18 protein-coding genes are annotated in these 19637 nt (G+C 40.1%); 13 read left to right on the top strand and 5 right to left on the bottom strand.

Features of this window, described 5'->3' with window-relative positions; translation table 11 throughout:
* Positions 1 to 97: 97 nt before the first annotated feature.
* The 5 genes from FGG15_RS01420 (at position 98) to dnaN (ending at position 4954) form a co-directional block, all read left to right on the top strand.
* Entirely contained in the window at positions 98 to 928 is an 831-nt protein-coding gene (locus FGG15_RS01420; RefSeq protein ID WP_138832459.1) for an SAM hydrolase/SAM-dependent halogenase family protein, read from the top strand.
* The gene (locus FGG15_RS01415) at positions 929 to 1225 is read left to right on the top strand and encodes a putative quinol monooxygenase (RefSeq protein ID WP_138832457.1); all 297 of its coding nucleotides are present in this window, start codon (positions 929 to 931) and stop codon (positions 1223 to 1225) included.
* A gap of 96 nt (positions 1226 to 1321) precedes the next feature.
* Complete coding sequence (gene gldF, locus FGG15_RS20145) at positions 1322 to 2053, top strand: gliding motility-associated ABC transporter permease subunit GldF (protein WP_138832455.1); 732 nt, start codon at positions 1322 to 1324, stop codon at positions 2051 to 2053.
* Positions 2050 to 3717 (top strand): gliding motility-associated ABC transporter substrate-binding protein GldG, encoded by a 1668-nt coding sequence (gene gldG / locus FGG15_RS01405; protein WP_138832453.1) that lies wholly within the window; start codon positions 2050 to 2052, stop codon positions 3715 to 3717. Before gldF ends, gldG begins: the two co-directional genes overlap by 4 nt.
* A gap of 118 nt (positions 3718 to 3835) precedes the next feature.
* Positions 3836 to 4954 carry a DNA polymerase III subunit beta gene (gene dnaN, locus FGG15_RS01400; RefSeq protein ID WP_138832451.1) on the top strand — a complete coding sequence of 373 codons (1119 nt, stop codon included), beginning with the start codon at positions 3836 to 3838 and terminating at the stop codon, positions 4952 to 4954.
* Between the two features lie 50 nt (positions 4955 to 5004).
* On the opposite strand, the gene FGG15_RS01395 is transcribed toward dnaN, so the two are convergent.
* Positions 5005 to 5364 carry a DUF4870 domain-containing protein gene (locus tag FGG15_RS01395; RefSeq protein WP_138832449.1) on the bottom strand — a complete coding sequence of 120 codons (360 nt, stop codon included), beginning with the start codon at positions 5362 to 5364 and terminating at the stop codon, positions 5005 to 5007.
* Between the two features lie 86 nt (positions 5365 to 5450).
* On the opposite strand from FGG15_RS01395, the gene mnmE reads away from it, so the two are divergent.
* Both mnmE and FGG15_RS01385 read left to right on the top strand, forming a co-directional pair.
* The gene (gene mnmE, locus FGG15_RS01390; protein WP_138832447.1) at positions 5451 to 6821 is read left to right on the top strand and encodes a tRNA uridine-5-carboxymethylaminomethyl(34) synthesis GTPase MnmE; all 1371 of its coding nucleotides are present in this window, start codon (positions 5451 to 5453) and stop codon (positions 6819 to 6821) included.
* Between the two features lie 50 nt (positions 6822 to 6871).
* The gene (locus FGG15_RS01385; RefSeq protein ID WP_138832445.1) at positions 6872 to 7612 is read left to right on the top strand and encodes a tyrosine-protein phosphatase; all 741 of its coding nucleotides are present in this window, start codon (positions 6872 to 6874) and stop codon (positions 7610 to 7612) included.
* Here the strand turns inward: FGG15_RS01385 and FGG15_RS01380 are convergent, their stop codons facing one another.
* Genes FGG15_RS01380 through FGG15_RS01365 form a run of 4 tightly spaced genes read right to left on the bottom strand, consistent with a single transcriptional unit; the run spans position 7613 to position 13854 of the window.
* Positions 7613 to 10006: a GumC family protein gene (locus FGG15_RS01380; RefSeq protein WP_138832443.1), complete on the bottom strand. Its 2394-nt coding sequence runs from the start codon at positions 10004 to 10006 to the stop codon at positions 7613 to 7615. It abuts the gene before it with no gap.
* An 11-nt stretch (positions 10007 to 10017) separates the two neighbouring features.
* Positions 10018 to 10794 carry a polysaccharide biosynthesis/export family protein gene (locus FGG15_RS01375; RefSeq protein ID WP_138832441.1) on the bottom strand — a complete coding sequence of 259 codons (777 nt, stop codon included), beginning with the start codon at positions 10792 to 10794 and terminating at the stop codon, positions 10018 to 10020.
* Positions 10795 to 10828: 34 nt separating this feature from the next.
* The gene (locus tag FGG15_RS01370; RefSeq protein WP_138832439.1) at positions 10829 to 12769 is read right to left on the bottom strand and encodes a polysaccharide biosynthesis protein; all 1941 of its coding nucleotides are present in this window, start codon (positions 12767 to 12769) and stop codon (positions 10829 to 10831) included.
* Positions 12766 to 13854, bottom strand: a complete 1089-nt coding sequence (locus FGG15_RS01365) for a DegT/DnrJ/EryC1/StrS family aminotransferase (protein WP_313790985.1) — start codon at positions 13852 to 13854, stop codon at positions 12766 to 12768. Before FGG15_RS01365 ends, FGG15_RS01370 begins: the two co-directional genes overlap by 4 nt.
* Before the next feature lie 429 nt (positions 13855 to 14283).
* Here FGG15_RS01365 and FGG15_RS01360 point away from each other — a divergent pair, with 429 nt between their 5' ends.
* The 6 genes from FGG15_RS01360 (at position 14284) to FGG15_RS01335 (ending at position 19514) form a co-directional block, all read left to right on the top strand.
* Positions 14284 to 15312, top strand: coding sequence for an NAD-dependent epimerase (locus FGG15_RS01360; protein ID WP_138832437.1), 1029 nt, complete (start codon positions 14284 to 14286; stop codon positions 15310 to 15312).
* A gap of 181 nt (positions 15313 to 15493) precedes the next feature.
* Complete coding sequence (gene cysQ, locus FGG15_RS01355) at positions 15494 to 16312, top strand: 3'(2'),5'-bisphosphate nucleotidase CysQ (RefSeq protein ID WP_138832435.1); 819 nt, start codon at positions 15494 to 15496, stop codon at positions 16310 to 16312.
* A 24-nt stretch (positions 16313 to 16336) separates the two neighbouring features.
* Positions 16337 to 16765: a DUF2061 domain-containing protein gene (locus FGG15_RS01350; protein ID WP_138835341.1), complete on the top strand. Its 429-nt coding sequence runs from the start codon at positions 16337 to 16339 to the stop codon at positions 16763 to 16765.
* Entirely contained in the window at positions 16750 to 17349 is a 600-nt protein-coding gene (gene cysC, locus FGG15_RS01345; protein WP_138832433.1) for an adenylyl-sulfate kinase, read from the top strand. Before FGG15_RS01350 ends, cysC begins: the two co-directional genes overlap by 16 nt.
* Positions 17342 to 18247: a sulfate adenylyltransferase subunit CysD gene (gene cysD, locus FGG15_RS01340; RefSeq protein WP_138832430.1), complete on the top strand. Its 906-nt coding sequence runs from the start codon at positions 17342 to 17344 to the stop codon at positions 18245 to 18247. The genes cysC and cysD overlap by 8 nt, the downstream gene beginning before the upstream one ends.
* A gap of 10 nt (positions 18248 to 18257) precedes the next feature.
* Complete coding sequence (locus FGG15_RS01335) at positions 18258 to 19514, top strand: sulfate adenylyltransferase subunit 1 (RefSeq protein ID WP_138832428.1); 1257 nt, start codon at positions 18258 to 18260, stop codon at positions 19512 to 19514.
* Positions 19515 to 19637: the final 123 nt, after the last annotated feature.

Here is a 19637-nt window from a genome sequence, read left to right as displayed (position 1 = left end):
TTTGAAGAAATTTTATTCTTTCTTTTTTAGTTAATTTTACTCCACAAACTTAACCAAAAATCAATTTGAGCACCGAAAAACATATCAACAGTATTGCATGGCAATCATAACCTTAACTACAGATTTTGGATATAAAGACCACTTTGTAGGTGCCATAAAAGGGACTATCCTCAACAATCTTCCGGACGTTAATGTTGTTGATATTTCGCATGCGATAAGCCCATTCAATATCCAGGAATGCGCTTATATCCTTAAAAATGCCTACCGTTCCTTCCCTCCAGGAACCGTTCATATTGTGGGTGTCGACTCCGAGCTTTCACCAGAAAACCAGCATATAGTGGTTCAGGTGGAAGACCAATTTATCATCAGTGCCAACAACGGGGTCATATCCTTAATTACCTCCGAGTCCAATCCTGAAAAGGTCATGGAGATAGATATCCCGAATCTAAACCCTAGCTCTTTCCCTGTTCTGAATGTTTTTGTAGAAGTGGCCTGTCATATTGCAAGGGGTGGAAAATTGGAGGTCATTGGTAAGCCTTTTTCCGCGTTGAAGGAGTTACGGGAGTTTGAACCCCGAATAACCAATGAAGGTAAAAGTATTGTTGGCAATGTTATTTACATTGATAATTACGGTAACGTAATCACCAATATTCAGCGAAATCTCTTTGAAGCGTATAGAAATGGGCGGGACTTTGAAGTGATTGCGCGAACCAATAAAATCAAGAACATCCACAACAGTTATAATGGTATTGTCAATTTTCAGTTGGATAGAGCTCAACGTAAGGGTCCGGGAGATGCATTGGCGCTGTTCAATTCGGCGGGATATGTTGAGCTTGCCATTTATAAAAGTGATTTGAAAACGGTTGGGGGTGCCGCTAGTCTGTTGGGCCTTGGCTATAGGGATACGGTAACCATAAATTTTTTATAAATGTTGGTACGCATCGTGAAACTCACTTTTAAACCCGAAAATATTCCTAGTTTTGAGCGAATTTTTGAGGCCTCCCAAGCCAAAATATTGGAATTTGATGGTTGCCTCAAGGTTGAAGGATATCAGGATATCAAAAATCCCTGTGTATTTTTCACTTACAGCCATTGGAATAAGGAGTCTGATTTGGAAAATTATAGGAGGTCTGTTTTTTTTAAGGAGGTATGGGGAAAAACTAAGTTGCTATTTGCCGACAAACCAGAAGCATGGAGCGTTGCAAAAATTGATAATGGAAAATGAAAAATGCAAAGTGAAATAGAAAGCCAACTAGGTCAAATTACCTTGCAGCAGCAGAACCATTGCACATTGACAATTGTTTATTGATAATTGAACAGCATGTTTGCCATTTTTAAAAGAGAAGTCCAGTCATTTTTTACCTCACCTATCGGTTATTTGATCGTTGGGCTCTTTTTATTGCTCAGTGGACTTTTCTTGTGGGTGTTTAAAGGAGCATACAACATCTTCGATTATGGTTTTGCGGATTTGGGTAAATTCTTTCTCCTGGCACCATGGATTTTTACTTTTTTGGTTCCGGCTGTAACCATGAAGAGTTTTTCGGAAGAACGTAAAGCGGGTACGTTGGAACTTCTCCTTATCAAGCCTATCTCCGTTTGGAAGTTGGTTCTAGGCAAGTTTTGGGGCGCTTTTTTCCTTTGCATTATAGCCATTTTACCTACCCTTGTTTATGTTTTCGCCATTTCTGAACTAGGCATTATTGAAGGTAATTTTGATTTCGGGGTGGTTTTGGGCTCTTACTTCGGACTTCTGTTTTTGATAGCTGCCTTTACCGCTATAGGTGTTTTTACCTCAACCCTGTCTGAGAGTCAGATTATTGCTTTTATCCTGGGAATTGTCCTGTGTTTTTTCCTTTTTAATGGGTTTGATGCAATGTCATCCCTATTTTCCTCCGGTGAAACACAACAATTAATTCAGGGTATTGGAGGTAGCGCACATTTCAATAGAATTTCCAAAGGGGTATTGGATACTCGGGATTTGGTATACTTTTTTTCCATTACCCTCCTATTTCTTTTCCTTACCCATCAACGTCTTAAACAATTGACTAAATGAGTGGAAAGTTTTTGATTGCAATGGGAAAGGCCTTGGCAGTGGTTGTTATTCTTAATTTGATTGGGAGCTTTCTTTACGCCCGTTTTGATCTTACCGAGGACAAACGGTTCACACTTTCCGAGCCGACTATTGCTGTGGCCCAAAAATTTGATTCCCCAGTAGTCGTGGATGTTCTTCTGGATGGGAACATTCCTCCAGAATTTTCAAAATTAAAGGCTGAGACTATTCAGTTATTGGAGTCTTTTGCCACTAAAAATAAGAACATACAGTTCAATATGGTGGATCCCTTGGAAGGTGAAACCAACACCCAGCAGACCATTTCCGATTTACAACGCATTGGTTTGGAACCTGCCCGAGTTACGGTAGAGGAAAATGGCAAGGTGTCACAGGAATTGGTTTTCCCATGGGCCATGGTCAACTATCAAAACCAGACCGTAAAAGTTCCCTTGCTTAAGAACAAATTGGGGTCTACCATGGAGGACCGCATCAACAATTCCGTTCAGCAGTTGGAATACGCTTTTGCGGATGCCTTTACCAAACTGAGTATCTTGGAAAAAAAACGCATTGCCGTTATCAAAGGAAATGGGGAGCTGGACGACCAACACATTGCTGATTATCTGACCACGATCCGGGACTACTACAACATTGGTGCAATTACGTTGGATTCCGTTGCTACCAACCCACAATCGGTTTTGGATCAACTCAAGGGTTTTGATCTGGCCTTGATAGCCAAGCCCACTGAGGCTTTTACCGATGAAGAAAAGTATGTCCTGGACCAGTTTGTGGTTCACGGCGGTAAATCCCTATGGCTCATGGATCAAGTGGCCATGGAATTGGACAGCATCTTTGCAAGAGGCGGTAATGCCATTGCTTTACCCAGGGAGCTTAACCTGAAGGACTTTTTCTTCAAATTAGGGGTACGTATCAATCCCGTTTTGGTCAACGATATGTACTTCACCCAGATTGTTTTGGCCTCGGGAGATGGAAATGATTCCCAATACAATCCTGTACCTTGGTATTACAACCCCATGGTATTCTCCCAAAACAACCACCCTATCAACACCAATATTGAGGCGGTCCGCTATCAATTTGCCAGCGCCATGGAGGTGTTGCAAAACGACTATGATCATACCATATTACTCCAAAGTTCTCCCCTATCCAAGACAGAAGGAACTCCTAAACCTATTGGTCTGGACATTTTGAACCAACCTCCCAACAGGGAATCATATACCAATGGTAATCAACCTTTAGCGGTCCTTGTTGAAGGTGATTTTGTTTCCATGTTCAAAAATCGGGTCAAGCCCGTGGAATTGGAAAATACCCTTGAAGAGGGGCCATCCAACAAGATGATTGTAATTTCTGATGGTGATGTCATCAAAAACCAACTCCGTAATGGTGTTCCGCTGGAATTGGGTTATGATAAATGGACCAATAGTTCCTACGGAAACAAGGAATTTTTAGTGAATTGCATTAATTTTCTCTTGGACGACACAGGACTTATAAACATTCGAAATAGAAGGGTTTCCATTCCCCTTTTGGATATCGAGAAAATTGCCGCACAAAAAAGCAAATGGCAAGTTATAAACATAGCAATCCCAGTACTTTTGACCTTGATATTCGGAATCCTTTTTGGACTCCACAGGAAGCGGAAATTTACCGCTTAGCTGTTGATAAGTTTGTTTCTTTGCTATGTCCTTTTAAGATATATTTGTTTTTATCCATTTTGAAAGCCTGTTTGACCTATAAAATCCAACAGGAAACCATGTTTAAAGAATTTCTTGAATGAAGTTTATTGTATCCAGCACATATTTATTAAAACAATTGCAAGTCTTGGGTGGTGTCATCAACAACAGCAACACTTTGCCCATTTTAGACAACTTTCTTTTTGATTTAAAACAGAACAAGTTGACAGTCTCAGCGTCCGATTTGGAGACCACCATGAGTTCTGTACTTGAAGTGGATTCAGATGCAGAAGGAGCTATAGCAGTTCCTGCTCGTTTGCTTTTGGATACCTTAAAGACTTTTCCAGAGCAACCCCTCACCTTTGTGGTTGAGGACAATAATACGGTTGAAATCAGTTCCAATCACGGTAAGTACGCCCTGGCCTATGCAGACGGAGCTGAGTTTCCGAAAGCAGTGGAAGTTTCCAATCCAAGTACCACAACACTTTTGGGAGATATTCTAGCCACAGCAATCAATAAGACCATTTTTGCTGCAGGCAATGATGACCTAAGGCCAGTAATGAGTGGGGTGTTTTTTCAGTTCTCCACAGAAAATCTAACTTTTGTGGCTACTGACGCCCACAAATTGGTCAAGTACCAGCGTCAAGATGTATCCGCTTCCCAAGTTGCAGAGTTTATCATGCCCAAAAAACCTTTGAATCTTTTGAAAGGGATTTTGGCGGGTTCTGAATCCGAGGTAACCATAGAGTATAATGACAGCAATGCCAAATTCATTTTTGACAATTCTGAGTTGATTTGTAGGCTGATTGACGGTAAGTATCCCAATTATGAAGCTGTAATTCCAAAGGAAAATCCCAACAAACTGTCCATTTCAAGAAATCAGTTTCTAAGTTCGGTTCGGAGGGTTTCCATTTTCTCCAATAAGACCACGCATCAAATTCGATTGAAGATTGCAGGCGCCGAATTAAATATATCCGCAGAGGATGTGGACTACAGCAACAAGGCTGAAGAGCGTTTGTCTTGTTCCTATCAAGGAGATGATATGCAAATCGGGTTCAACTCCAGGTTCTTGCTGGAAATGCTTAATAATCTGAATTCCGAAGATGTTTCCTTAGAAATGAGTTTGCCCAACAGAGCAGGTATCTTGACTCCCATTGATGGATTGGACGAGGGAGAACACGTGACCATGCTGGTTATGCCAGTGATGTTGAACAGCTAAACAATCAACCTAAATATGTGAAAGGCTGGAATTTGAATTCCAGCCTTTTTTTATACAAAGGGAATTGTTAAAAAGTATGATGGAGATTCCCCATTGGATGCTCTTACTGCATTTACTATGGGTAATACAAAACCTAGTATCGCAACCCCAAGTAGGCCTACCAATCCCAAACCTACCAAAAGAATAGCCGGAATACTGACAACAATGTACAGCAATAGACTTAGTTGTAGGTTAATGATGGCCTTTCCATGTTCGTTCATCCCCTCAACGGTCTTCCTTGAAGACAGCCAGATAATGAGAGGGACTATAAATCCTCCAAACCCGGTAACATAATGTAGCAACTGGGTCAGGTGAGCTACGGACAACAGGGTGTTGTCCTTTCGTAATACATTTTGATTAATGACTTCCATTTTTGATTGATTTTAATGATGTACCTTATTAGTGGTGCTTTGCTTACAAATGTTACAACTATTGGGTATTTCGTACTTTTGCGCACATGTCATATTCCGATAACATTGTTGCCATGGCCACGCCTCCAGGTACCGGAGCCATTGCTATTATCCGAATTTCCGGGCCGGAAGCCATTGCCTTGGTTTCCAAACATTTTGAACCCATAAAACCCAAAGACCTTACCAAGCAAAAGAGTCACACCATACATTTGGGTCACGTAGTACATCAGGAAAAAGTATTGGATAAAGTACTGGTTTCCATTTTTAAGAGCCCAAATTCCTATACTGGGGAAAATGTAGTGGAAATTTCCTGTCATGGATCTCCGTATATTCAACAACAGCTGCTTCAATTGTTTTTGAGAACGGGGTGCCGCATGGCCACTGCCGGCGAATTTACGTTGCGTGCCTTTTTAAATGGTAAAATGGACCTGAGCCAAGCAGAAGCAGTTGCAGATTTAATTGCAAGTGACAGTGAAGCCTCTCATGAAATAGCTGTCCAGCAAATGAGGGGTGGGTTTAGCAATGAAATTCAAAAATTACGGGAGGAACTTCTAAACTTTGCCTCCTTGATTGAATTGGAATTGGATTTTTCACAGGAAGATGTGGAGTTTGCAGATCGTACGCAATTCAACTCACTGCTCAAACGAATAAGTGAGGTTTTAAAAAAACTCATTGATTCCTTTGCCATTGGCAACGTCATCAAAAATGGGATTCCCATTGCCATTGTTGGTAAGCCCAATGTTGGTAAATCCACATTGCTTAATGCCCTACTCAATGAAGAAAGAGCCATTGTAAGCAATATCCCCGGTACCACCCGGGACACCGTGGAAGATCAAATTAATCTTGGAGGAATCAATTTCCGGTTTATTGATACTGCCGGAATCAGGGAAACTCAGGATATGGTGGAGAAAATTGGGATTGAAAAAACTTTCGACAAAATTGAAAACGCCAAGTTGATCTTGTTCCTATTCGATGGTTTGGATTATGACTTAAAGGAGTTGGAAGATCTCAAAGGAAAATACCCGAATAAAGAAGTACTTCCCATCTGCAACAAGGTGGATTTGTTGACTATCGTTGAACGAGACCAAATACAGAGTTCTGTTTCTGATTTGTTGTTTCTGTCAGCCAAGGATAGAACCGGTGTTCCAGAATTGGAGCAAAAATTGTCCTCTCTAGTGGTGTCTGGGGCATTGAGCGGGGATTCCACCATTGTTTCCAATAGTAGACATTATGATGCGTTGCTAAAAGCCTTAGAAGAAATCCAAAAGGTCAAAGAAGGCATGGACATGGGGCTCTCCAGCGACCTTATGGCCATAGACATCAGGCAAGCGCTCTATCATTTGGGTGAAATAACTGGAAGTGTTACAACAGATGATCTGCTGGGCAACATCTTCTCCAATTTCTGCATCGGAAAATAGATCTTTGTGTAGTCGAGATATCCATTATCTTTGGATTCCAAATTTTATTCATGTTCAACTTTTTTAATAGAAAAGTTTTTTTAGCGGATTATCTTCATGGGCTGGTAGATATTCACAACCATATTCTACCGGGTATTGATGATGGTGCAAAAACGGTGGATGAATCCTTATCGCTCATCAATGCATTTGCGGCTTACGGAGTGACCAATTTTGTGTTTACACCGCATATCATGAACCACTATTATCCCAATACTCCCTATTCAATTAAAACTTCCTTTGAGCTACTTCAAAGTGAATTGGAGAAACAAGACGTTGAAAATGTCAAAATTGATTATGCCGCGGAACATATGATTGATGACGAATTTGAGTCTTTGTTGGAAAACAAAGGGTTTGTACCACTAAAAACCGAGCATCTTCTAATAGAAATGTCGTATTTACAGCCTGCCTTTGGCTTTGACAATGCCGTCAAAAAAATCTTTGAGCAGAAGTACTTTCCCATTTTAGCGCATCCTGAGCGATACAGCTATTTTCATCAACAACCCCAAATTTACTCGGAGTTAAAATCAAATGGGGTTCAGCTACAACTAAACCTACTATCTGTTTCTGGATATTACGGTTCTGAAATACAAAAGGTAGCCCTGAAATTGTTGGATGACGAGCTTTACGACTACTGTGCTTCAGATGCTCATCATATACGACATATTACTGCCTTAAAGGAAATCAATGTATCCCAAAAAGTGCTGGGCAAAATCTTACCTGTTATAGAAAATACGATTCAGACCTTTTATTGATCAATTAAAGTTCCACCACTTCTTGACTGTTCTTCCATAGCCATAACCATAGTTTCGTCCATACCCCAAATTGGTCTCCTTAACACCATTTACCACAAAGGATAGGTTTTTGACCTTTTTTTCATCCACTAGCTTAATGGGGTACTCCAATACCTTACGGTCGGTGACACCAGCCTTGGTAACATATAAAATTTGATGAGCAAAATCGCTTATCAATAAGGTGTCCGTAACCACAAGCATTGGGGCAGAATCCACTACTACATAGTCATAATTTTCAATGGCCAGATCCATAAATTCCTTTAATCTACCACTCATAAGCAACTCGGCAGGGTTTGGTGGAATCTTTCCAGAAAACACAATATCCACCTTGTTGTCATTGATGATAGCTGGAGTAATTGTGTCCTTGAACTGAAGATTATCATCATGCAGAAATTCTGTCAAGCCCCTTTTGGATTTACCATTAGCTCCCAATTCGCCGTTCATCCTTAGTCCTAAATCCGAATAGAAGTTTTGAAGTTTGGGATTTCTGATATCCGCTCCCACCAGTAGCACTCTCTTTTTTGTGCTGGCAAATACCATTGCCAAGTTGGAGGATATAAACGTTTTTCCTTCACCTGGGACACTGGAGGTAACAAGAATCATGTGACCACGTTCCTGACCATTCTTGTTTTTAAGAACATAGTTCAGGTTGGTTCTTAATATACGGAGGGATTCGCCCAAAACGGAGCGATCCATCCCATTGATCAATTTGCTTGCTTTTTTGCCAATTTTAGGCAATTCTGCAATGACAGGTGCCTTGTTGAAAATTGCCTTTTCCAGCTCTATCTTGTTGTGCACCTTATTGTCCATCATATCTTTCAGGTAGAAAAAACCAAATGGAACCAAAAGACCCAAAATGAATGAAGCTAAATAGATAACCGGTTTCTTGGGAGAAACTGGATCTTTGCTCATCAGATAAGCTGAATCAATAATTTTCGATTTTGGGGAAGCAGAAGCATAGGTAATCTGTGATTCCTCCCTTTTTTGCAATAAATACAGATATAGCGACTCCGTTGTTTGCTGCTGACGCGTAATATCACGCAGCGCCCGTTCATTTTTAGGTGCAGAATATATTCGGGAATTTATTCTAGATAACTGACTGCTAAGACTGTTAACTTGAAGCGTTAGATTGTTTTCAACACTATTTAAACTGGACTTCATGCTACGCTTTAAACCATCTAACTGCCTGTCTAAGTTGACAATAATGGGGTTTTTTTCATTGGAGCTTTCAAGAAGCCTTTTACGCTCCAATGCCAATTCATTATATCTTGCTGTTGTACCTGCAATGGTTTCGTCGTTAAGTCCTACATTGGTAGGAAGCAACTCGTACCCGTTCTCGCCGTCCACAAGGTCTTTCATACTGGAAGCAATATCCAATTGAACGGAGGCATTTTGAAGTTCTTGTTGGTTGGTAGCACCAATGTTCAGATTTACATTGGTTTGGGCACCTATGTCGGTAATTCCCCTACCCGATTTAAAATCCTCAGCACTTTGATCCACATTGGATAAATCACCATAAATATCAGCTATTCGGTCGTTGATAAAACTCGAGGTCCGATCGGCGATTGCCTTTTTGTCATCAACCGCATTTTGGTTATAGATGGAAATCAGTGTATTTATGACATCCTTGCCTCGTTTTTTTACCGCATCATTCAGGTTGATTGAAATAATGTTGGAAAGCATGTCGGTAACCGTAATCAGAATATTTCTCTGATAATATTCCGCCACATTTGCTATAGGACTTACTTTGACCTTATATTTTTTTCCCTTGAGTTTCCCAATATCCAAAGTGCTCTTTGGCGTTATGATCAAATCGCCCAAAGAAGAGGCAATTGGTGTCCCAAAGGATTCTTTGGAAAAAGGAGCATCCTCCTCGTTGGCAAAATCAAACGAGGTTTGGGAGTCCAAGGTGACGAAAAATTCGTGTTCCGTTTTTTGTACTATGGAATCAGGGGCCAAAAAACTTACGTTGAAGGGCTGGTCGTCATACAATACGGTGTTTTTTATGCTTCCGAGAGCAATTACCTTTGTGTTCAGTCCCAAATCTTCGACTACCTTCATCAAATTCATCCTGGAATTAAGGGATTCAATCTCATCCTGTACATTGTTTCGACCTCCACCTAAAACTCCAAGGTCGCTGAATGCTCCCAGCTCCGAAGTCGAGTTTTGATCTTCCAGAATCTTAATTTTTGCATGTATGCCATATTCTGGCACAGCATAGCGGATATATAAAAATGCAAGTAAAATAGCGACAAATATGGATGCAACAAACCATTTCCAATTTTTCAAAATTGGCTTAAGTAGGTCGCTGGTAGTCTCGTTACTATGGAGAGCTTCCGAATTTTCAGTTTTCATTAAAATCCAATTTAACTTCTTGTAATCATCAATACCGTGGAAGTAATCACCAACGAGATAATAGAGACATAGATAGATGCTCTCTCATCCAATGAAGTTTCTTGAATACCAGATTTGTTGGGCTCCACATATACCACATCATTTTGGGTTAAGTAATACACAGGTGATTTTATCATCTCCTTAGAGGTCAAATTGATACGAGTGTACACTTTTGTCCCATTAAAATCCCTAACCACCAATACGTTTTCCCGAACACCCCGTATAGTTAAGTCCCCAGCAAGACCCAATGCTTCCAAAATGGTTATTTGTTCTCCATTTACTGGATACGTACCTGGCCTGTTTACGGCTCCAAGTACCGTAATTGTAAAATTACGGAGTCTTATATTTATAATCGGGTCTTTCAAATAATCGGATAAACGATCTCGTAGCACAGCTCTCAATTCCTCTGGGGACAAGCCTTCTATTTTTAACTTACCGATAACCGGGAAATCAATTTCCCCATCTTGATCCACCAAATAATCTACCTGTTCTGGTCTAAACCCACTTTCCGAAGCTCCCCTGAACAAATTGAAAGGTGCACTGGCTTCAGGGTTTAAGGAAGATACGTGAATGGAAACCAAATCATCCACTTTAAATTTTGACACGGAAGTATTGTTATTGACCAAAGTCTCAAAGTCCCCTGTATCCTGAAAGTAGACTACATCTTTTCTAGAGGCACATGAAGCGAGAACTAGAAACAATAAACAAAAGCTATAACTTTTGATTGATCGGCTGTTAAATCTAAACATGTTGATTATCTAATTTTAATTTAAAAATCACGAACTAGTTGGGTTTTACCGTTGTAAGGGTACTATTGTCAAAACTAACCTTTTCATCTTTATCCAATTCGCAAAGTTTTGAATTTTTTGAAATATATTCAGGAACTATACTTTTCATTAGTTGAATAGTATTTTCACTGAAAAATAAGTTACTTATGCAAAGTTCATCAATTTTAGATCGCAAGTCTACATAATCCAAGTCCCTTGTCTTGCTTATTTTTATTTTCTCATGATAGGTAGGCAATGTATTTTCACCATTGGCCAGTAGTTCTTCGTATAACTTCTCCCCTGGTCTTAAACCGGTCACTTTAATGTCAATGTCCTCAGGGTAACTCAGGCCTGAAAGCTTGATCATGTTCTTTGCCAAGTCGTAAATCTTCACAGATTCACCCATATCGAAAATAAAGATTTCACCACCTTCACCCATAGCTCCAGCTTCCAAAACCAATTGGGAAGCTTCAGGAATTGTCATAAAGTAACGCGTAATATCTTTATGGGTTAAGGTAATTGGTCCACCATGTTCAATTTGCTTTCTGAACAAGGGAATCACGGATCCATTGGAACCTAATACGTTGCCAAAACGGGTTGTGATAAACTTTGTCTTGCTTTCTTGCTGCTTGCAACTCACATAGATTTCCGCAATTCTTTTGCTAGCTCCCATAACATTGGTGGGGTTCACCGCCTTGTCTGTGGATACCAGTACAAATTTGTCGATATTATATTGTATTGCCAGGTCCACAATGGTCTTTGTGCCTGCAATGTTTATTTTAATTGCTTCATAGGAATTATACTCCATTAAAGGTACATGCTTGTAAGCAGCTGCATGGAAAACCAAATCCGGTTTGTGCTCCTGGAAGATATAATTCATCCTATTTTTATCCCTCACGTCTCCCACGATAGGAATAAAATTATGATACCCCTTCTGTTTCAATTCCTGCTGTAAATCATACAATGCTGATTCCGCCTGATCAATTATTACCAGAGAGCGGAAATTGTATCTGCATATTTGTCTTACGATCTCACTTCCGATTGATCCAGCGCCCCCGGTAACAAAAATCACTTTATCCTTTACTTCCTCACTTATTTTGGAATTGGTAATGGCAATAGGTTTGCGGTTCAGTAAATCCTCAATTTGAACCGTTTTAATTTGTGAGGCCTTTAATTCGCCATTGATCCAGTCTTCAACCGGAGGGATAATTTTAACCAGTACGGGGAAATCAACCAAGCCCTCAACCAACTGGTTAAGTTTTTTATGATCTATGTTTTGGATACAAAATATGACTTCGGAAATTCTCTTTTTGGAAATGAAATCCTTGGTCAGTATCTCTGGGCCATAAACATTGACTCCATTGATCAACTTACCTATTTTCTTCCTGTCCTTGTCTACATAACCTACCACTTTAACATTACTCTTAGAATGGTTGGTCAGTGCTCCGTGGGTCAAAATCCCGGAATTACCTGCACCATAAATCACCACGTTTTTGGCAGAGTTAAATCCATTCTCATTTACAAATCCATGAAAAAGTGTTTTAAACACATACCTGGAAGCTACTAGGGCCACGAAAGAAATAAGGCTGTTTATTATAATGATGGACAAGGGAATGGTAAAATTGTCCGCCAACTGAAATTTTCTGTTAGCAAGTACAAGGAAAATCGTAAAGATACTTGCCAAGCAAATGGCATTGAAGATATTGTATACATCCCGCATACCCGTATGCCGTACAACGCCTTTATAAGAGCCTATCATTAAAAAGGAAATCAAGGCAATGAACAAGACCCATGGCAATTGCACGAAGAGTTTATCTACGTCAAAATTGAAAGTCAGGTTGAAACGTATAAAATACGATAGTACAAATGAAAATGCCACAATGACCACGTCAATTGCCAACACCAGCCATTTGGAGGCATACCTTTCAACAGTGTTAGTTAGGTAGTTCTGTATCATGAAAGAGCAATTTTTATTATTTTAATAATGCGCTCCAAGTCCTGTTCCATTAGATTGGAGCCACTTGGCAGACACAAGCCTCTTTGAAAGAGGTTTTCCGAGGTGCCATCGGAAAAGCAAACTTCTTTTTGATAAATGGGTTGCAGGTGCATGGGCTTCCAGAGTGGTCTGGATTCGATATTCTCAAGCTCCAAGGCCACACGTATCTTTTCCCTTACCTCATAGGAAGGTGTGAGAATACAGCTCAACCATCTGTTACTGAACATCCCGTAAGGCTCGTCCAGAAAGGTTATTTCATCAAATTCACGAAGTTGTTCGGTATAGAACCTATAGTTGTTTCTTCTAGCTGCAACCCTGTCATCCAAAACTTGCATCTGGCCTCTTCCAATTCCGGCCAAAACATTACTCATTCTATAGTTATGTCCAATCTCTGAATGTTGATAGTGAACTGCTTTGTCCCTAGCTTGGGTGGCCAGAAAAATTGCCTTATCCCGGTACTCTTTTCTTTTGGATACCAAGGCACCTCCTCCAGAAGTTGTTATAATCTTATTTCCGTTGAACGACAATATGGCTATATCCCCAAAAGTACCACACGCCCTCGAACCATAAGTACTGCCCAGGGCTTCTGCGCTATCTTCCAAAACCGGAATCTCATAATCGTTTGCTATGGCATGAATCTCTTCTACCTTATATGGCATTCCATAGAGGTGAACGGTTACAATGGCTTTCGGCTTATTGCCAGATGATATTCTTTGAATGATTGCTTCCTCAAGAAGCTTTGGTGACATATTCCAGGTTTCCGGTTCACTATCAATAAAGACTGGTTTAGCCCCGAGATAAGTAATTGGGTTTGCCGAAGCAGAAAATGTAAAACTTTGACAAAGCACCTCATCCCCAGCAGAAACTCCAAGTAACTTAAGTCCTAAATGTATGGCCCCGGTACCCGAACTCAATGCTGCAACATTTACATCATGTCCCAGATAGTTTTCAATGTCCTCCTCAAATCCAGTAACATTTGGTCCCAGTGGCGCTACCCAGTTGGTATCAAAGGCCTCGTGAACAAAAGAAAGTTCTGTTCCTCCCATATGCGGCGAGGACAGCCATATTTTAGATTGAATTTCGGTTTCCAAGTTCAGCGGTTTTACTTTAGTTGTAACTAATAGATTTTATCAAATCAGGTACTAAAAACTTTTAATTAAGGGGACTGCAATTCGTTGAAAATTAACTCAAGAGTCACATTAAAAACTAAAGTTACCAACTTAACATAGAGTTAGGATCAAAACCATGTGATTTTCGCCAAACATGTAAAAAAAATCGATTGAATACCATTACCATTTAGTTGACCACATCATTTCCAAATAAAGAAGGTCGGGTATTACCGTTCATCCGTTTATCGGGTATTACAACTAAGGGTACTATAAATAAGGTATACTTTCCTCGTAATTATTTAATTTGGCCGCTCAATAAAATCGAATCCATACATTAAATAGTATAACCTCAAAAAACAGAATTGAATGAAGGTATTGGTAACTGGGGCAGCTGGGTTCATTGGATTTCATACAGTAGCCCAGTTGATAGCTCAAAACTGTCAAGTAGTAGGACTGGACAACATTAATAGTTACTACGATGTCGGTCTCAAATATGCTCGGTTAAAAGAACTGGGGATAGATTCCTCCCAAGCTGAAAAATTCAATTCTGTTTCAGAAAGCTCGATTCATTCGTCCCAATTCAAATTTGTTAGAATGAATCTGGAAGATCGCGATCAATTACCCAAATTATTCGAGACCGAAAAATTTGATGTGGTTTGTCATCTTGCAGCACAGGCCGGTGTGCGATATAGTCTAGAAAATCCGGAAGCTTATGTAGATAGCAATGTGGTGGGTTTCTTGAACATACTCGAAGGCTGCAGACATAATAAGGTGAGACACCTTGTATACGCCAGTAGTTCAAGTGTGTATGGCTTAAACAAAAAGATACCTTTTAATACTTCAGATAATGTTGACCATCCCATTAGCCTATATGCTGCCACCAAAAAGAGCAATGAGCTCATGGCACACACCTACAGTCACTTATATGGTTTCTTGACAACAGGTCTTCGGTTCTTTACGGTATATGGTCCATGGGGACGACCTGATATGGCCATGTTCCTTTTTACAGATGCAATGTTAAAGGGCAAACCTATTAAGGTATTCAACAGCGGAGAAATGGAAAGGGATTTCACTTTTATTGATGATATTGTAGAAGGCGTGGTACGAGTTGTGGTCAAGGATGTTACCGAAAGAAAATCTGCAAGTGAGCTGTACAAGGTTTACAATATTGGAAACAACAAATCCGTTAAGCTAATGAAATTCATCAAAGCAATTGAAAAAAGCTTGGGGATTGAAGCCAAAAAAGAAATGCTACCCATGCAACCTGGTGACGTCAGCAAAACCTGGGCCAATGTAGATGAGCTGATCAAAGATTATGATTACCGCCCTGATACGCAGATAGAGCATGGGGTGCAAGAATTTATAAACTGGTACAAACAATATTATAAGGTTTAAGATTTTTACTAACGTAAATTGTTATTAATTTGTAATTTTTTCCTTTCATCCGATACTCTCACCCCCTTGGAGCGTCCTTAAAATTTAGAATTGATCATGATAATCGATTTTTTTAAACGTACACCGTAAAAACGTGTCAAAAATTGTTATTACTGATGGTATTTTTGAATTTTGTCATCATATGAAAAACAACACGCAATCAATTACCGACCCTATTGAAATAGCTATCAAAGCCGCCATCTCTGGTGGTTCGGCTATTATGGAAATTTATAGAAAACCCAATTTCGAACTGGAAATAAAAGATGACCGTTCACCGCTTACTGAGGCGGATACTGCGGCCAACACCCTTATCAATCAATATCTGATTGAAACCGACATCCCTATTATCTCCGAAGAGAACAAAAACCTGGAATACGATGATAGAAAGCATTGGGATAAATGTTGGATTGTAGATCCGCTGGATGGCACCAAGGAATTTATCAAGCGGAACGGCGAATTTACAGTGAACATTGCGCTTTGCCAAAAGGGAAGACCTGTTCTAGGTGTAATCTATGTTCCTGTAAGTCGTGAACTTTATTATGCAGATGTGACAAAAAAGATTGCCTATAAAACCATCCTCGATGAAGAACTCAATCTTACAAATGAACTATTTGCGGAAGAAGATCGTATTTCTATGAGTAAAACAAGTAAAGCGTTGGCCCGCGTTGTAGGCAGTCGCTCGCATATGAACCAAGATACACTTGATTTTATCTCATCCATTGAAAGTGACTTTGATGAAATAGAAGTTGTTTCCAAAGGAAGTTCGCTTAAATTCTGTCTTGTCGCCGAAGGTAAGGCCGATTTTTATCCTAGATTTGCTCCTACCATGGAGTGGGATACTGCAGCCGGCCATGCAATTTGCAATGCAGTTGGATTAAAGGTGATTTCCCAGCAGACCAATGAGGAATTACCATATAATAAAGAAAATTTGTTGAATCCCTATTTTTTAGTAAGCCAATAAGCTGTGGGTAAGATCTCTGGATTTATGGGCAGAATATCCCATAAAAGACATATTGCCAAGACTATCACCTGGAGGTTAGTAGGAACCTTGGACACCGTAGTGTTGTCCTGGATTATTACCGGGAACCCTGCCACAGGGCTTAAGATTGGTTTTTCGGAGGTTTTTACCAAAATGATTTTGTATTACCTCCACGAACGGGCTTGGGTAAGGATCAAGATGCCCGAAAGTAGAAAACGACATTTGTTCAAGACAGTTTCCTGGCGTGCGATTGGCACCCTTGATACAATCATCATTTCTTGGATAATCTCAGGAAACCCGCTTACAGGATTGAAGATTGGAACCCTAGAGGTAATCACCAAAATGATCTTGTATTATTACCATGAAAGGGCTTGGTATCGTATCAACTTTGGACTTGACAAAATAATTAGATCAAAAACATGGAAAAGAATATAATTGCCCATTCCTATAAAATTGACGTAGGAAAAAGGAGAACATTAAGTGGACACAATTCACTTCTTATTTTCTTCACTGGGCTTTCAGGTTCTGGTAAATCCACTTTGGCCAATGCCTTGGAACAGCGATTGTATCAGGACGATGTTAAAACTTATGTTCTGGATGGGGATAATGTTCGCAAAGGTATTAACAGCGATCTAACCTTTAAACCAGAAGACCGATCAGAAAACCTTAGGCGTATAGCCGAAGTCTCAAAACTTTTTATTGATGCGGGCGTTGTAACCCTTGCGGCCTTTGTTGCTCCCTATGAAAAAGACCGGGAGTTTATAAAACAAACCGTAAGACCCGATAACTATATTGAAGTGTTTGTAAACACCAGTTTGGAGGTCTGCGAGCAAAGGGATGTAAAAGGACTTTACGCAAAAGCACGTAAAGGTGAGATTAAAAACATGACCGGAATTTCAGCACCATACGAAGCACCTAAGAATCCTGATGTTGAAGTCTCAAATGAATACGGAATAGAAGAATCTATTGACATCATATATAATAAGATAAAGAACCAAATAAGACTCAAAAATGAGTAAGTACTATTTAAACTATTTAGACGAGTTAGAGTCCGAGGCCATCTTCGTATTGCGAGAGGTCTGGGCACAATTTCAGAATCCGGTCATCCTTTTTTCAGGAGGAAAGGATTCCATTGTAGTGACCCACTTGGCAAAAAAAGCGTTTTTCCCATCCAAAATCCCTTTCTCCCTGATGCACGTGGACACGGGTCACAATTTTCCGGAGACCATAAAATTCAGGGATGATATCTTAAAGGAGCTTGGTGTCAACCTTATTGTAGGTTCTGTTCAGGAATCAATAGACCAAGGTAGGGTTGCTGAAGAGAAAGGAAAAAGTGCAACACGGAATGCGCTGCAGATTACAACCCTTCTTGATGCCATTGAAGAACACAAAGTAGACTGTGCCATTGGTGGTGGTAGGCGTGACGAAGAAAAGGCGAGGGCAAAAGAACGTTTCTTTTCGCACCGAGATGATTTTGGCCAATGGGATCCTAAAAACCAGCGTCCCGAGCTGTGGAACCTTTTCAACGGAAAACACTTTGAAGGAGAACATTTTAGAGCTTTCCCTATAAGTAATTGGACTGAAATGGACGTTTGGAACTATATCAAACGGGAACAAATTGAAATACCTTCATTGTACTATGCCCATGAAAGGGAAGTAGTATGGAGAAGCGATTCCTGGATTCCCAATTCTGAGTTTTTAAAGCTTGAGGATGGTGAAGAAATAGTTACCAAGAAAGTTCGGTTTAGAACCCTTGGGGATATCACCATCACGGGTGGTATAGAATCGGATGCCGATACATTGGAAAAAATTGCCGCGGAAGTCTCTGGTATGAGAAAAACCGAAAGAGGTAACAGAACCGATGACAAACGCTCTGAAAGCGCAATGGAAGATAGAAAAAGACAAGGGTATTTTTAGAAAATTAGATATGGAATTAAACAATAGTCAACTATTAAGATTTACAACGGCCGGAAGTGTTGATGATGGAAAAAGCACACTTATCGGAAGGCTTCTATATGACTCTAAATCGATCTTTGAAGATCAACTGGAGTCCATTGAAAACACCAGCTTGAAAAAAGGCCATGAAGGCTTGGATTTGGCATTGTTCACCGATGGTTTAAAAGATGAGCGTGAGCAAGGTATTACCATTGATGTGGCCTATCGTTATTTTACCACTCCAAAGAGAAAGTTCATTATTGCAGATACACCCGGACACATTCAGTATACAAGAAATATGGTCACCGGTGCATCAACCGCCAATGCCGCCATTATTCTTATTGATGCCAGACATGGCGTTATTGAACAAACAAAGAGGCACTCATTTATTGCTTCCCTATTACAAATCCCCCATTTGGTAGTTTGTATCAACAAAATGGACTTGGTAGATTTCAAGGAAGAAGTATATAATGACATCATAAAGCAGTTTCAAGATTTCTCATCAAAGTTGTTGGTGAAGGACGTACGCTTTATTCCAATTAGTGCCCTGCTGGGGGACAATGTGGTGAACAGGTCCGAAAATATGCCTTGGTATAAAGGCGCACCTTTGTTGCACACCTTGGAAACCATTCATATCAGTAGTGATTTCAACAGCGTGGATGCGCGATTCCCAGTACAGACCGTATTGCGTCCTCAACGCGAAGGATTCATTGACTATCGCGGTTACGCTGGAAGAATAGCCAGTGGAATTTTCAGGCCAGGTGAAGAAGTGACCGTAATGCCTTCTGGATTTACCTCAAAAATTAAAACCATTGAAGGTCCAGATGGCCAACTTGAAGAAGCCTACGCTCCGATGTCAATTTCAATGACTTTGGAAGACGATATCGATATTGGTCGAGGCGACATGATCGTAAGATCTAACAACAAGCCCGAACCGGTTCAAGATTTGGAGGTAATGTTATGTTGGATGAACAACGATCCTGCAAAACCAAGGGCAAAATATACCTTAAAACATACAAGCAACGAGCAAACAGCCATGATCAAAGAAGTGCTGTACAAAATTGATATTGAGACTCTTGGACGTAATTTGGAAGACAAGGAAATTGTCATGAATGATATATGCAAAGTGCGTATACGTTCAACGAAACCCTTAATGATAGACTCCTATAGGGATAATAGAAGCACAGGGAATTTAATTCTAATTGACGAAAACACCAACGAAACGGTTGCCGCTGGTATGATTATTTAGTCCTGGCTATTACATGTGCCAGTTTTTGACAATAACTCCCATTTAATTTAGTTGGAATTGTCCGCTGCACTTTAAAAGTTAACATCTAGCCGTAGGTTTTGTTATGTTTTCCAATGAAAAATC

It is taken from the genome of Flagellimonas algicola (genome assembly GCF_005937185.1).
GTDB lineage: Bacteria > Bacteroidota > Bacteroidia > Flavobacteriales > Flavobacteriaceae > Flagellimonas > Flagellimonas algicola.
Note: the sequence above shows the minus strand (reverse complement) of the source record. Positions and strands in the feature narration are given on the sequence as shown.

Bases quoted from the DNA above. Each gene is read 5' to 3' on its own strand.
- FGG15_RS01420 (WP_138832459.1), top strand. From the start codon at position 98: ATGGCAATCATAACCTTAACTACAGATTTTGGATATAAAGACCACTTT.
- FGG15_RS01415 (WP_138832457.1), top strand. From the start codon at position 929: ATGTTGGTACGCATCGTGAAACTCACTTTTAAACCCGAAAATATTCCT.
- gldF (WP_138832455.1), top strand. From the start codon at position 1,322: ATGTTTGCCATTTTTAAAAGAGAAGTCCAGTCATTTTTTACCTCACCT.
- gldG (WP_138832453.1), top strand. From the start codon at position 2,050: ATGAGTGGAAAGTTTTTGATTGCAATGGGAAAGGCCTTGGCAGTGGTT.
- dnaN (WP_138832451.1), top strand. From the start codon at position 3,836: ATGAAGTTTATTGTATCCAGCACATATTTATTAAAACAATTGCAAGTC.
- FGG15_RS01395 (WP_138832449.1), bottom strand. From the start codon at position 5,364: ATGGAAGTCATTAATCAAAATGTATTACGAAAGGACAACACCCTGTTG.
- mnmE (WP_138832447.1), top strand. From the start codon at position 5,451: ATGTCATATTCCGATAACATTGTTGCCATGGCCACGCCTCCAGGTACC.
- FGG15_RS01385 (WP_138832445.1), top strand. From the start codon at position 6,872: ATGTTCAACTTTTTTAATAGAAAAGTTTTTTTAGCGGATTATCTTCAT.
- FGG15_RS01380 (WP_138832443.1), bottom strand. From the start codon at position 10,006: ATGAAAACTGAAAATTCGGAAGCTCTCCATAGTAACGAGACTACCAGC.
- FGG15_RS01375 (WP_138832441.1), bottom strand. From the start codon at position 10,794: ATGTTTAGATTTAACAGCCGATCAATCAAAAGTTATAGCTTTTGTTTA.
- FGG15_RS01370 (WP_138832439.1), bottom strand. From the start codon at position 12,769: ATGATACAGAACTACCTAACTAACACTGTTGAAAGGTATGCCTCCAAA.
- FGG15_RS01365 (WP_313790985.1), bottom strand. From the start codon at position 13,854: ATGGGAGGAACAGAACTTTCTTTTGTTCACGAGGCCTTTGATACCAAC.
- FGG15_RS01360 (WP_138832437.1), top strand. From the start codon at position 14,284: ATGAAGGTATTGGTAACTGGGGCAGCTGGGTTCATTGGATTTCATACA.
- cysQ (WP_138832435.1), top strand. From the start codon at position 15,494: ATGAAAAACAACACGCAATCAATTACCGACCCTATTGAAATAGCTATC.
- FGG15_RS01350 (WP_138835341.1), top strand. From the start codon at position 16,337: ATGGGCAGAATATCCCATAAAAGACATATTGCCAAGACTATCACCTGG.
- cysC (WP_138832433.1), top strand. From the start codon at position 16,750: ATGGAAAAGAATATAATTGCCCATTCCTATAAAATTGACGTAGGAAAA.
- cysD (WP_138832430.1), top strand. From the start codon at position 17,342: ATGAGTAAGTACTATTTAAACTATTTAGACGAGTTAGAGTCCGAGGCC.
- FGG15_RS01335 (WP_138832428.1), top strand. From the start codon at position 18,258: ATGGAATTAAACAATAGTCAACTATTAAGATTTACAACGGCCGGAAGT.